Consider the following 14,068-nt stretch of genomic DNA (forward strand, 5'->3'; position numbering starts at 1 on the left):
CTGGGAGGAATGGAAATGAATCAAAGAAATCTGGATGGTAACAGCATTATTATTCGACTGGAAATGACAACTAAGGATATCAAGTTTGGCGAAGTGGCTTCGGCCATCTCGGAAGCTGGGGGAGACATCATTGCCATCGACGTGATTTCCACCAATCAGGATGTAAGCGTACGCGACTTGACGGTCGCCGTTACAGATGCACAAGATAACAGTAAAATTATAGAAGGGGTGCGCCAGCTTAAAGGTGTGTCCATTATTAATGTATCGGATCGGACGTTCCTGCTTCATCTGGGCGGTAAGATCGAAGTAACACCAAAGACCCCGATTCAAAACCGGGAAGATCTGTCACGTGTGTACACTCCGGATGTGGCTCGTGTATGTTCAGCCATTTCAGAAGAACCCGGTAAAGCCTTCTCATTGACAATTAAACGGAATACAGTGGCCGTCATATCGGATGGCAGTGCCGTACTTGGACTTGGTAATATTGGTCCTCGTGCAGCGATGCCCGTCATGGAAGGTAAAGCGATGTTATTCAAACAGTTTGCAGGTGTGGATGCTTTCCCAATCTGCCTGGACACACAGGATACCGAGGAAATCATACGTACTGTGAAAGCGATATCACCTGGTTTTGGCGGCATTAATCTGGAGGATATCTCATCACCGCGCTGTTTCGAGATTGAACGTCGTCTGAATGAGGAATTGGACATTCCTGTATTTCATGATGACCAGCATGGCACAGCGGTTGTGTTATATGCCGGTCTGATCAATGCGCTCAAACTGGTGGGCAAGTCCATTGAAGATGTGAAGATTGTGGTCTGCGGTATTGGTGCAGCAGGTGTAGCTTGCAGCAACATATTATTGTCCGCGGGAGCCAGCCGGCTTATAGGTGTCGATCGTGAGGGTGCGATTGTACGGACACAAACCTATGAGAATGAAGTCTGGAGTGATTATGCAGCTCGTACAAACCCGGAACTGGAAACCGGATCGCTGCGTGATGTCATTCGTGGAGCCGATGTGTTCATTGGCCTGTCCCGCGGGAATCTGTTAACTCGCGAAGATGTGCAGACCATGGCAGAAGATCCAATCGTGTTTGCAATGGCAAACCCGGTACCTGAGATTATGCCTGCCTTGGTGGAAGACATTGTGGCTGTAATGGCAACAGGACGATCCGATTATCCGAATCAGATCAACAACGTGTTATGTTTCCCGGGCATCTTCAGGGCAGTTCTGGATTGCCGAGCCACCGAAATTAATGAAGAAATGAAGCTGGCAGCCGCGCAAGCGATTGCATCGGCCATTACGGATGAAGAGCGTACACGTTATTATATTATTCCGAGTGTGTTCAATGATAAAGTAGTCAAATCGATGCGCAGTCGCGTAATTGAAGCAGCTGTTAAGACGGGTGTAGCTCGGCGTATTCCTCGTGAACAGGCCCGTGAAGGCGGGGAATCGTAAGATGTCAGAGAACCCTCTTCAACCTGGCGGGAATCTGCAAGAATTAGGGCACATGCATAATATAGATGGAATAACGGCAGGAGAGGCTGTTCTGCGCGCCGCCCGATCCTTTGTTCAAGGGGACTCATCCAAGCATAGTGATGGTCATGACTGGCCGCACATTGAACGGGTAACCGCACTTGCGGTTGAACTCGCTCACCGCATGGGTGCAGATCCATTTGTCTGCGAACTGGCTGCTTTATTACATGATGTACCGGATGAGAAGCTGAATGAGAGCTTGGAAGCCGGGATGGCCAAACTGAATGACTGGCTGGATACCCAGCCTCTTGACCCGGATATACGTAATAAGGTTGTGGGTATTATTAGCACCATCTCATATGCGGGAGGCCAGCGTCCTGCGGTCAGTTCGCTTGAAGCACAGGTTGTTCAGGATGCGGATCGACTGGATGCAATGGGTGCGATTGGGATCGCGCGAACCTTTGCCTTTTCAGGCGCCAGAGGGCGCGAGATGTACGATCCGTCCCTTCCTCCACGGGAACAGATGACCCGTGAGGAATATCGCAATGGGCGCAGCACAACGATAAATCACTTTTACGAGAAGTTGTTCAAGCTCAAGGATCTGATGAATACCTCCTATGGCAAGGAGCTGGCGGAACAGCGTCATGATTATATGGTGCAGTTTGTGGACCAGTTCAAAAGGGAATGGGAGGGCACAAACCGTTAGGCAGGCATAATAAGCATGAGTATTCCACAGAGATATATTAAGTAACAGAGGCGAATCTTTGAAGTGGAGAAATCCATTTTGAAGATTTGCTTCTTTTTGGGTTAATAATGTGTATTAACATACATAAAGAAATCAATTTCATAATACCTCTGACTTATGACATGGCAACGGAAGACCTTACATGGTACAATAAATCGTTCTCCTGAATGAATTCAGGCAAAAAAAGAAATATGGGGTAATAATGAACATGATCATCAAATGTAAAATTTCAGGTTCGGTAAAGAGGAGGGGTCACCACCATGTCGTTTGGTGCACGTGTACTTAAGACGGGGATCGCGGTCACGCTTGCCTTGTACCTAAGCAGCCTGTTCTTGAACCCGCAATCTCCCGTGCCTGCCGCAATCGCGGCTATATTCGCCATGCAGCCTTCCATCTATCGTTCCTGGAAATACTTCCTGGATCAATTGCAAACGACCACGCTGGGAGCTATTGTCGCCCTGGTGGGGGGCATGGTGTTGTCCAATGAGCCAATCGCCGTTGGATTAATTATTGTACTTGTCATCATGATCTGTCTTAAATTGAATATGGGTGAGACGGTTGGCCTGACACTGGTCACGGTTGTATCCATTATGGAAGCCTCGGGTGACTGGCATTTTGCACTCAATCGTTTTCTGTTGACACTGGTTGGTATTGTATCGGCGTTTCTCATCAACATTACGGTATTTCCTCCGAAACCGAAGGTTCAGTTCGTGAAGCAGATCCATAGTGTATTCAGCGGTATGTCGTTGCTTCTGCGAACTTCGATCTCGGATGAGATCAAGGAAGTTGTATTCCGGGAGGAGAAAAGCAACCTGGGAGGTTCCATTAAGTCTCTGTCCGACAAGTATAACTTGTTCGAAGAGGAACAGAAAAAGATGAAACGTTCGAAATTCAGCGAAACTCGTCAGATGGTGGTCTACAAACAAATGCTGCTGAGTCTGCAAAAAGGATATGAGGTGCTGGATTCGGTGGAACGCCACTATTTCCAGGCACCGCGGACAACGGCCATGGATCAGTTTTTTGACTCACATCTTGAACTGGTTATCAAATTCCATGAGCATGCACTGCTCAAGTTCGAGGATAAGCTGAAACCTAATGGGGAAGAAGCCGCACAGTTTGTATTGGATAATGACCGTTTCATGGAGCAGGCGATCACCCAGTTTGATATCGACAAGGAAGGGATGTTACGATTGTCGATCGTGGCTGCTGCAATTTATGATTACGGATATCAACTGGAACGTTTGAATCGACTTGCCGAACATGTGCATAGCGCCAGTGAAGACAAAGAATCACAGGACAAAATTTTGAATTGGCTTAAGTGGCCTTAAGTGCGAGTTCAAAAAGGCTGGTTTTCAGTACCGAGAAGATGGAATGAAGCTAGAAATGGAGTAGCGGAGCGTAGGAAGACTACGTGAGCAACTACAATGTTTCCGAAGGAAACATACTTCGTAAGCGTCTGCTTATTCGGCTGAATTTCATATTCGATGCTGATGATGCCGTTAGGCATGATTCGTAATCAAAAGTAGACTTTTTGAACAACCTCTCTAAGTGCGAATTGCGCACCTGCTTGGCGATCATATACAATGTAGTTACAACATTGCCCGGACCATCGTGTCCGGGTTGTTTTGTCATACATAGGGCTGAAGCGCATGAATGATTTTTAACGAACTGAGGGATAGAGACATGATTATAGAGGAATTGGACGCTGAACTAATGGAATGGTTGAGTGGGACAAATCTGGAGTATAAACAGCATGAAGCCATGCAACTGCTAACCGTATCTGAGGATCAATGGCCGCATCAGGCGATGATTAGTATGGGAGAAGTGATTGCGATAAATCCGCAGCAGCTTAGACTTGCTTTATGGCCAGGTACACAGACCAGTATGAACATGAGCAATACAGGCAAGGCTACCTTGATTACGGTTCAAGGACATCGATTGCTGCATATCCGTATAGAAGTAGAACGGTTGCCTGAGATTGAGGGGGCTGTTCATCCGAGAGATCGTTTTGAAGCACAAGTGCTTCAGGTACGTGTGGATCACGCGCCATATGCGGAGATCACTTCAGGAATAACCTTTCAATTAAAAGATGAACTTGGAGCAATTACACGCTGGAAAGAGACGATTGAAGAATTACGAAAGTAGGCAGGAGTTGCCAAGTCAGTTGAGGACCCGGTGATTGGGTAATAATGAAGAAGAAAACAACAAAAAACGCCTCCGCTTGCATCGGGACGTTGTCACTGGTACAATAAAAAATGGTTTTCAGAAAATTAGAACTAATTAACATATAATTAAAATGTTTACTTTCTAATAATTATACCATTGCCTTTTCGGGCTTGTCAAATGGGATTTTGAGGACACAATCCGGGGAAAGAGGGGCTATTAACATATGAGTACAGATCAGCAATGGAATGAGGAACAACAACGGGTCAACACCGTGACCGATCAGATTGAACGCAAGATCACAACGTTAGAAGATGAAGTAGGCTCCTTCCGTGACGAAGTGGTTGGAATGAGAAAAGACTTTTGGGACGAAGTCACGATGAACTTTAGTGAAGCGGACGATGTCGGAGAGACATCAACCAGCATGCGGCAGCAGTCACAGGTACTATCCGATCGGGAGCGCAGCCATCTTAATACAGCGGCTGCGTTGGACAAAATGAAACGACTGCATCACTCACCATATTTCGGCCGCATTGATTTCAAGGAAGACGGGTATCCAAATGCTGAACGCATTTATCTGGGCATTGCATCGTTGCTGGATGAGAAGGAAGAATCTTTTCTGGTCTACGACTGGCGTGCGCCGATCTCTAACCTGTATTATGACGGAGCACCGGGTCCAATCACGTATCATACACCCAGTGGAGAGATCAGCGGTGATATCGAGATGAAGCGGCAGTTTGTCATTCGGGACGGACGTATCCGGTTTATGTTTGACACGGGGGTTACGATTGGCGATGAGTTATTGCAGGCCGTGCTCAGTCGAACTTCGGATGCACAGATGAAGAGTATTGTAGCGACCATTCAGAAGGAGCAAAACCGGATTATCCGTAATGACCGGACACGCATGCTCATTGTGCAAGGCGCAGCCGGCAGTGGCAAAACATCCGCGGCGCTCCAGCGTGTAGCATATCTTCTCTATAAATACCGCGAGCATCTGCAAGCGGATCAGATGGTTCTTTTTTCACCAAATCCGATGTTCAACAGTTATGTCTCCACGGTACTGCCTGAGCTTGGGGAGGAAAACATGTTGCAGACGACCTTCCAGGAGTATTTGGAGCGCCGTTTGGGTCGTGAATATCAACTGGAAGATCCGTTTATTCAACTCGAATATGTACTTACAGGGACGGAAGATCCCGATTACGATGTGCGCATGTCCAGCATTCGGTTCAAGTCATCCGAATCTTTCCTGAAGGTGATTACACGTTATAAGGAAAGCATGTTGTCAGGTGGCATGAAATTCAAGCCGGTTCGCTTCCAGGGCCGAGCGATTGTCACGTCAGAGGCTATGGCTGAGAAATTCTATAGTTTCGAATCATCCGTTAAGCTGGTGAGTCGACTAGAGATGTTGCGGGACTGGATGCTGAAAGAACTGTCTGCCTTTGGTAAAGGTGAACTGGATGCGCCTTGGGTAGACCAGCAGCTTGATCTGATGGAGCCGGAGGATCTGCAACGTGCCTATCAACGGTTGAAGCGCAAGCAAAAAGGAAAGACGCATACGTTTAATGACTTCGAGCAGGAAAGAGAAATTCTGGCACGCATGGTGGTCAGTGACCGACTCAAACCTTTGCGAAAATGGATTAAGTCCTTACGATTCGTTGATATAAGACAATTATATGCACATCTGTTCAACGATCAGGCTCAGATGGAGCGATTGTTGGGTGATGAAGCGCTGCCTTCTCAATGGGATGAAATCTGTAAGATGACCTTACGCAGATTGAAGCTTCAGGAGTTGGCATATGAAGATATTACGCCATACTTGTACTTGCGTGAGCTTATGCTTGGATTCCATATTAACTCCAATATTCGTCATGTCATTATTGATGAAGCCCAGGATTATTCTGCGTTTCAGTTGGCATTTATGAAGAGGTTGTTCCCACGGGCGAAAATAACAGCACTTGGTGACTTTAATCAGGCCATCTATGCCCACTCTTCAGTGCTGAGTGGAACAGGACCTTTGACTAACCTGTACGGTCCAGACAATACAGAGGTCATTGAGCTGACCAGAAGTTATCGATCTACTCGGGAGATCGTGGAGTTTACCCGTGGCATGGTGCCTGGTGGGGAAGAGATTATTCCATTTAACCGTAGCGGCGAGAAGCCTAAAGTGATTGTTTCTTCTGATGCCGAGCGTCATATGAACGTCATCACGACAGATTTCAAACACTTGATTGAGGAAGGGTATGAATCAGTTGCAGTGATCTGCAAGACCGCCGAAGAGAGCAGAGACGTACATGCTGCATTGAGTAAGGCGCTGCCCACAGCACCGAAGTTAATCAAGAAAACGACGCTGGCTTTTGAACAGGGTGTTCATGTCATCCCGGCGTATCTGGCCAAAGGTGTGGAATTCGATGCTGTCCTGATCTATGACGGCTCTGCGGAGCAGTATGCTCAGGAGCATGAACGCAAGTTGTTCTATACGGCTTGCACACGAGCGATGCATCTGCTACACGTTTACTGCGTGGGCACACCGAGTCCGTTCATTACCGCCCAGTCGGAAGAAAAGTATGATCTTGGCAAGGTGTCTGCTGCGCAAGTGGACTGACATAACACTTCATATGCATAAGAAGGCTTCCGTTCATTGGAACGGGAGTTTTTCTGTATATGATACATAGATCGGGAAGAAGCTAGCTTAGCGAGGGAAGTATACATGTTGAGGTTCCAGCCATATAGGTGATCGTATCGAATGAAAATACCTAACGTGAATTCGTAAGGATTGGGTTCCGTGGATAAAAATGACTTCTTAATTTGTATTCAAGCACAATGGATGTAATTTTTCTTTACACATGAAGTCCGGACTCATATAATCGTAACAATATATTTTTTTTGGATCGTTTATTAAAGGAGGCAACAAAATGAACATACCATCTTTTGAACGGCCACTTATGGCTGATTGTGTACCTGATCTGGTCGCTACAGCACGGGGAGATTTGCCAGCGACTTTGGTCATTCGGGGAGGTACGCTGGTAAACGTGATATCGGGTGAGATTTTGCCGGAGATGTCCATAGCCGTACAGGGAGCTCGAATCGCTTATGTTGGTAAAGATATAAGCCACACAATTGGAGAACATACCCGGATTATTGAAGCAAACGGTAAGTATATCGCTCCTGGTTTGCTGGATGGACACTGCCATATTGAAAGTACACAGATGAAAGTAACCGAGTTTGCAAGAGCGGTATTGCCTTCAGGCACAACCGGAGGTTTCTTTGACCCACATGAGATCTCTAACGTGCTTGGTCTGAAAGGTCTGAGACTGATGCTGGATGAAGCACGGACCACACCGATGGCAGCCTATATGCAGGTGGCTTCCTGTGTGCCTTCGACGCATCCAGGACTGGAGACAACAGGTGCTTATATCGGGCCTGAAGAGGTAGCTGAGGCTCTTTCCTGGGGTCCGGACATGATTGGCCTTGGTGAAGTGATGAACTTCCCTGGGGTAGTCTATGGGGACGAGACGATGATTGGTGAGATACAGGCGACCCTCCGGGCAGGTAAAGTGGCTGACGGTCACTTTACCTGGGCTGCAGATGACTGGCGTCTGCCAGCGTATGCAGCGAGTGGCGTTACAGGGGATCATGAATGTGTGACCAAGGAAGATGTGGTTGAACGTCTGCGACTCGGGATGTACGCGAAGATGCGCCAAGGTTCGGCATGGCATGATGTAGCCGAGACGATCAAAGCCTGCACTGAGCTTGGACTGGATACACGCCGGATGATGCTGGTGACCGATGACCGAAGCTCTGAATCCCTGCTCAAAGAAGGACATATGGATTTTGTTGTTCGTCTCGCAATCTCCCAAGGGGTGAAGCCGGTTACGGCTTTCCAGATGGCAACCATTAACACGGCTGAGCGCTTTGGTGTTGCGCGCGACATTGGTGCGGTTATTCCGGGCAATATAGCTGATATTATTCTGCTGGACGGCCGACTGGCTGATGTACGTGTGGGCATGACAATTGCTGCCGGGCAAGTAGTAGCCGAGAACGGGAAGATGACCGCGGTATGGGACAGTTTCACGTACCCGGAGGAAGCACTGAACACGGTGAAGTTAGAAGCAAATATTCAGTCAGAAGATCTGAAGCTTGCTGCACCGATTCAAGAGGGGACGATTGGTGCCAAAATCATTCATGTGACAGAGAACCATGTGGATACAAAGGAGAAACACCTGCCTGTTAGAGTAGAGAACGGCAAAGTTGTGGTTTCAACTTCAGGGGAAGTATGCAAAATTGCGGTATTGGAGCGTCACAAACAAACCGGGAATCGAGCGGTAGCGCTTGTTGGAGGCATCGGTTTCACATCCCCTGCAGCGATTGCGATGACGGTTGCTCATGATAGTCACAACCTGTTGATTATCGGTAATGATGATGCCCTGATGGCCGAAGCCGGTAACCATGTCATTCGTATGCAGGGCGGGGTCGCCCTGGTAACGGCAGCAGGTGTAACCGAATTCCCGCTGCGGATTGCAGGTTTGATGTCAACCGAGCCATTCGAAGTCGTTGCAGCGCAATCGGCAGCAGTCAGTGAAGCTTTACAGTCCGCAGGATGTACGTTGAATAATGCGTTCATGACGCTTTCGTTGCTCGCGCTGGTTGTGATTCCGGAATTACGTTTGTCCGACAAGGGGCTTGTGCGGATCTCGGCAGAAGGTATTGAACGGGTGTCACTTTTCGATGAAGTGGTTGACAATACACCGGTAGCTCCATCGGGTAATGAATGAACTGAAATGTCGACTAGACATCATTAAATAGGGTTCCATATAAAGCCGCCTTAGGGCGGTTTTTTGGTGTGTTTTGAGAGAAAACGCTTTCTAGGTCTTCTGAAGCTTGGTGTACATATGGCAATAATGACTGAAGTCATGCTGGAATAAGGATTGAATTTGAAAATAATGAATAATTGTGACTTTTGAACTATACATACAGAACTACGAATTCCCGAAATATAGTTATATGATTCTTTCGTCGTGAGTCTTGAAGATGATATTGCATATAAAAGCAATCCGAATTCGTCGTACCTAATAAGGTTCCATTAAATGAATATGAAACGACACAATTTCATCCAGATTTGCACGTCAGAGCTGATAACTTCAGAGGGAGTGTACAAATATGAAAAGCAAAAGGGGTTACCGTTTTATCTTATTACTGAGTTGTTTGGTCCTGTGTGCGAGTACAGCCTGTTCTTCCAAAGCCATTGCGGATGGTTCAGTCGACAGTTATACAACGATTCATGGAAAACTTGATGCACCGGTGAGAGCGACATGGGTGTGGGATACCACCCAGATCCGAAGTAATCCTCAAGAGGTGTTGAATTACGCTACAGCGAACAAGATCAATACGATCTATCTGCAGATGAACCGGGATATAAAAAATCCTGAATATAAAAGTTTTATCCGCCAGGCGAGAGCCAAGAATATTGCGGTGGACGTCATGGATGGAAGATCAGCCTGGGGCTTAACGGAAAGCCGGGAGCAGATTTCATCTTTCCTGGACTGGATCGAGGCATATCAGGCGCAGGCGTTGTCCAGTGAGAAATTTGCTGGTATTCATCTAGATATTGAGCCACATGTGCACCCACAATGGAAAACCAATCAGGCCAGTGTGATTACCCAGTGGCAAGGAAATGTGGAGTACATTGTTGAGCGAGCATCACGGATGAAGATGCCGGTAGCGGCTGATCTGCCTTTCTGGCTCGATAACTACAAAATTCCGGGTTCCACGATGGCCGTAAGCAGTTGGATGATACGCAAGTTTGATTCCATCACCATTATGGCTTACCGCGATACAGCTGCTGCAATCTATAGTGTAGCGAAGGATGAACTTACAGAAGCAGCTCTGCTCGGCAAGACGATCTCGATCGCCGTGGAAACAAAGCAAAGTAAGGAAGGCGACTTCATTACTTTTTATGAAGAGGGATCTGCTTATATGGAAGCACAATTAAAGTTGGTCGAAAAAATGGCTTCAGTACATGCGTCCTTTAATGGGTTCTCCGTACATGAGTACACTTCATGGAAGACGCTGAAAAAGTGAGCCCAATGTTAAGCTTCAAAGCGTAAGGCTGATAGCAGCGAGTGAGATGAGTTCTAACTGAGCCAGTGTGGCTCAGATCAGAGCGTTATCTTACTCGTTGGCTGGAAAGTTGATAAAAAAGATAAAGAAGGTGTTTGCAGCTGAATAGCTGTGAGCACCTTCTTCTTTTATACCTGAACCAAGGCAGATTCCATGGCTACGTTCTCATAGAACAATTTGCGATACTGTGATGGTGTGGTGGCTTTATGCTTTTTAAATGTAGTGATGAAGTAGCTTAGATGCTCAAAACCCACATCCATGGCGATATCAACAATTTTGTGATCCGTATTCTCAAGCTGAACGCAGGCCTGTTGAACGCGGTAATAGTTAATGTAATCAACCGGGGTTTTCTGCACCATCTGTTTGAAGAAACGGCAGAAGTGTCCTTCGCTCATATTGGCTTCATCAGCCAGTTCTTTCAGCTTCAATGGCTCAGGATAACGCTTGTGGATATAGCCGAGCACGGATTTCAGGCGCTCTACCTTGTCATGACTCCCTGTAGCGATGGTGCCTTTGAGCGGAGCAGGTCTCATATGTTCGAACATACGGGCAAATATGAGATACAGGTACGCTTTCGTTGACATTTCACACGTTTCTGTTCGGGCAGCATGGTCAGCGAATATGCGTTGCAGGTGATCCAGAATTTCTTGTCCCCAATCCTCATCTGCCTTGATATGAGAAGGGGGGATCACGGTTTTACGCACCAGTGGACCGATGAATTTCTCCTGTACCGTATCGAAGGTGCGGCTGCCAAGCAGCTCCGGATTAAATACAATGGAAGAGAATACACAGGGAATATCACCTTTCAGATAACCTGCATGAATCTCACCTCGATTGATAAAAATGGCTTCTCCAGCTTGAACCTCAATGGTGTTCATATCAATCTGAAAGACCGCACAGCCCTGAGTAACCATGGTGAACTCCATTTCATCATGCCAGTGGCAATCCAGAATGCTATCGCCGTTCAGCTGTTGTATATCGGGGTACACACTGACTGGATACATGGCATTGCCGTGAATTCGGTCTTCGCGTAATCGTTCACGTTCCATATCAACGCCTCCTTTTACTTCATTTTTAATGTAATCGTTTCCAAAGTTTGGTGTTGATGTTCAAGAATCGGATGGTTATTATCAAAATCGTGATATATTTAGTCAAAATAAGAGAAGAAATTCATTATTAATATCAATATTATTATAGTATAACCAAAGGGGGAAAGAAAACATGAAATTTACTGATGGATTCTGGATGACTCGTGAAGGGTACCAGATTCAAAACCCGACTGACATTCGTGATATTGTACAAAAAGATAATTCTTTGACCGTATATGCGGCAACTAAATATATTCGCAGCAAAGGCGACACGTTGAACGGTACATTGCTTAAAGCAACATACAGCTCACCTATGCCAAACGTTATTCGTGTAACCTTGAATCACCATAAAGGCGGAGTGAAAAAAGGGCCTGTATTTGAGCTCAACACGCAAGATGCAAACGTTGACATCTCGAAAAATGAACAAGACGCAGTTTTGAAAAGCGGTAACCTGGAAGTTCAAATCGACAAAACAAACGGTTGGGACGTTAGCTTCCTATATGGAGGAAAGCGTATTACAGGTAGTGGTCAAAGAGCGGCTGGTTATATTACAGGTCCAAGCAAGGAAGCGTACTTCCGCGAGCAGCTTGATCTCGGTATTGGTGAATATGTTTACGGACTCGGTGAGCGCTTCACACCGTTTGTTAAGAATGGCCAAATCGTCGATACCTGGAATGAGGACGGCGGTACAAGCAGTGAGCAGTCATATAAAAACATTCCGTTCTACTTGTCCAATAAAGGATATGGTGTATTTGTAAACCATCCGGAACGCGTATCCTATGAGATTGCATCTGAAAATGTATCCAAAGTTCAATTCAGCGTAGAAGGAGAGACTCTGGAGTACTTCATTATCGGCGGTGACAATCCAAAGGATGTACTTGATAATTATACGAAATTGACAGGTAAACCAGCACTTCCACCAGCATGGACATTTGGTCTGTGGCTGACAACTTCATTCACAACGGATTATGATGAAGCAACGGTTAACCATTTTGTAGATGGTATGGCTGAACGTGATCTTCCGCTGTCTGTATTCCACTTTGACTGCTTCTGGATGAAGGAATACCAATGGTCTGATTTCGTCTGGGATGAAGCGATGTTCCCGGATCCGGAAGGCATGCTTGCACGTCTGAAAGAAAAGGGCCTCAAAATCTGTGCTTGGATCAATCCATATATTGCAGAAAAATCCTACTTGTTCGATGAAGGTATGGAGAACGGTTATCTGGTCAAAACAGCCGATGGTAGCGTATGGCAATGGGATATGTGGCAAGCAGGTATGGCTCTGGTTGACTTCACGAATCCGGATGCTGTGAATTGGTATAAGAGTAAGCTCGAAGTCCTGCTTGATCAAGGTGTAGATTCCTTCAAGACCGACTTCGGCGAAAGAATTCCGACAGATGTCGTGTACTTCGATGGTTCTGATCCGGTTAAAATGCACAACTATTATACACAACTGTATAACAAAGCTGTATTTGAATTGCTCGAAGAGAAGATTGGCAAAAACGAAGCTGCTCTGTTTGCACGTTCCGCAACAGCAGGTGGTCAACAGTTCCCGGTTCACTGGGGTGGTGACTGTTCTTCCACGTATGAATCCATGGCTGAATCGCTTCGCGGTGGCCTGTCACTGGGGCTTTCCGGTTTCGGATTCTGGAGCCATGATATCAGTGGTTTTGAAAGCACAGCGAGCCCTGACGTATACAAACGCTGGGTACAATTCGGACTTTTATCTTCACACAGCCGCCTGCATGGCAGCACTTCGTATCGTGTGCCTTGGCTGTTTGACGAGGAATCCGTGGACGTTGTTCGTGATTTTACCAAACTCAAAATCAGCCTGATGCCGTACCTGTACAATTCTGCGGTAGAGTCAACGGTAAAAGGTATTCCGATGATGCGCGCTATGCTGCTGGACTTCCCAGAGGACCCAACAACATACAGCCTGGATACGCAATACATGTTTGGTGACTCGATTTTGGTGGCTCCAATCTTCAACAAGGAAGGCGATGTGCGTTATTACCTGCCTGAAGGAACTTGGACGAACTATCTGACAGGAGCGAAAGTACAAGGTGGACGCTGGATCAGTGAAAACCATGACTTCAAAACACTGCCAATGATGGTCAAACCAAACAGCTTGATCGCTGTGGGTGCGGTGGATAACAAACCGGATTACGACTTTGCAAATGATGTATCTCTGCACTTGTTCGAGCTGGCTGATGGTCAAACGGCTCAAGCTGTCGTTGTGAACCAAGCTGCTGAACAGGAGCTAACAGTTAACGTTACACGTAATGGATCAGTGCTGGATGTTCGTGCTGAAGGTGCAGGTAAACCTTGGAACATCGTGCTTCGTGGTATTGAAAGTGTATCCAGCGTTGAAGGTGGTTCCCAAATGTCTGGTGCAACGGGTGTTGTTGTTACGGCAGCAACAGGTGCAAGCGCGCTTACAATCCAACTGTAAAATGATATAGTAGAAGAAAAGGACGGTGCC

9 protein-coding genes are annotated in these 14,068 nt (G+C 46.6%); 8 read left to right on the top strand and 1 reads right to left on the bottom strand.

What is annotated here, in order from left to right; translation table 11 throughout:
• The first annotated feature begins 15 nt into the window (after nt 1–15).
• From F0220_RS10695 to F0220_RS10725, 7 genes are all read left to right on the top strand, one after another.
• Nucleotides 16–1,455 carry an NAD-dependent malic enzyme gene (locus tag F0220_RS10695; RefSeq protein ID WP_091017428.1) on the top strand — a complete coding sequence of 480 codons (1,440 nt, stop codon included), beginning with the start codon at nt 16–18 and terminating at the stop codon, nt 1,453–1,455.
• Nucleotide 1,456: 1 nt separating this feature from the next.
• Entirely contained in the window at nt 1,457–2,179 is a 723-nt protein-coding gene (locus tag F0220_RS10700) for an HD domain-containing protein (protein ID WP_105598154.1), read from the top strand.
• Between the two features lie 299 nt (nt 2,180–2,478).
• Nucleotides 2,479–3,546, top strand: a complete 1,068-nt coding sequence (locus F0220_RS10705; protein ID WP_017689291.1) for an FUSC family protein — start codon at nt 2,479–2,481, stop codon at nt 3,544–3,546.
• 355 nt (nt 3,547–3,901) lie between these two features.
• Nucleotides 3,902–4,363, top strand: a complete 462-nt coding sequence (locus F0220_RS10710; RefSeq protein WP_105598155.1) for a hypothetical protein — start codon at nt 3,902–3,904, stop codon at nt 4,361–4,363.
• A 244-nt stretch (nt 4,364–4,607) separates the two neighbouring features.
• Nucleotides 4,608–6,983 carry an RNA polymerase recycling motor HelD gene (gene helD / locus F0220_RS10715; RefSeq protein ID WP_105598156.1) on the top strand — a complete coding sequence of 792 codons (2,376 nt, stop codon included), beginning with the start codon at nt 4,608–4,610 and terminating at the stop codon, nt 6,981–6,983.
• 310 nt (nt 6,984–7,293) lie between these two features.
• Nucleotides 7,294–9,153: an adenine deaminase gene (locus F0220_RS10720; protein WP_105598157.1), complete on the top strand. Its 1,860-nt coding sequence runs from the start codon at nt 7,294–7,296 to the stop codon at nt 9,151–9,153.
• 385 nt (nt 9,154–9,538) lie between these two features.
• The gene (locus tag F0220_RS10725) at nt 9,539–10,459 is read left to right on the top strand and encodes a hypothetical protein (protein ID WP_105598158.1); all 921 of its coding nucleotides are present in this window, start codon (nt 9,539–9,541) and stop codon (nt 10,457–10,459) included.
• Nucleotides 10,460–10,626: 167 nt separating this feature from the next.
• Here F0220_RS10725 and F0220_RS10730 read toward each other — a convergent pair whose 3' ends face one another.
• On the bottom strand, nt 10,627–11,547 hold the full coding sequence (locus F0220_RS10730; RefSeq protein WP_105598159.1) for an AraC family transcriptional regulator: 921 nt from the start codon (nt 11,545–11,547) through the stop codon (nt 10,627–10,629).
• Nucleotides 11,548–11,719: 172 nt separating this feature from the next.
• Here F0220_RS10730 and yicI point away from each other — a divergent pair, with 172 nt between their 5' ends.
• Nucleotides 11,720–14,038 carry an alpha-xylosidase gene (gene yicI / locus F0220_RS10735; RefSeq protein ID WP_105598160.1) on the top strand — a complete coding sequence of 773 codons (2,319 nt, stop codon included), beginning with the start codon at nt 11,720–11,722 and terminating at the stop codon, nt 14,036–14,038.
• The last annotated feature ends 30 nt before the right edge of the window (nt 14,039–14,068 follow it).

The organism is Paenibacillus sp. 37 (assembly GCF_008386395.1).
Lineage (GTDB): Bacteria > Bacillota > Bacilli > Paenibacillales > Paenibacillaceae > Paenibacillus > Paenibacillus amylolyticus_B.

Bases quoted from the DNA above. Each gene is read 5' to 3' on its own strand.
- F0220_RS10695 (WP_091017428.1), top strand. From the start codon at position 16: ATGAATCAAAGAAATCTGGATGGTAACAGCATTATTATTCGACTGGAA.
- F0220_RS10700 (WP_105598154.1), top strand. From the start codon at position 1,457: ATGTCAGAGAACCCTCTTCAACCTGGCGGGAATCTGCAAGAATTAGGG.
- F0220_RS10705 (WP_017689291.1), top strand. From the start codon at position 2,479: ATGTCGTTTGGTGCACGTGTACTTAAGACGGGGATCGCGGTCACGCTT.
- F0220_RS10710 (WP_105598155.1), top strand. From the start codon at position 3,902: ATGATTATAGAGGAATTGGACGCTGAACTAATGGAATGGTTGAGTGGG.
- helD (WP_105598156.1), top strand. From the start codon at position 4,608: ATGAGTACAGATCAGCAATGGAATGAGGAACAACAACGGGTCAACACC.
- F0220_RS10720 (WP_105598157.1), top strand. From the start codon at position 7,294: ATGAACATACCATCTTTTGAACGGCCACTTATGGCTGATTGTGTACCT.
- F0220_RS10725 (WP_105598158.1), top strand. From the start codon at position 9,539: ATGAAAAGCAAAAGGGGTTACCGTTTTATCTTATTACTGAGTTGTTTG.
- F0220_RS10730 (WP_105598159.1), bottom strand. From the start codon at position 11,547: ATGGAACGTGAACGATTACGCGAAGACCGAATTCACGGCAATGCCATG.
- yicI (WP_105598160.1), top strand. From the start codon at position 11,720: ATGAAATTTACTGATGGATTCTGGATGACTCGTGAAGGGTACCAGATT.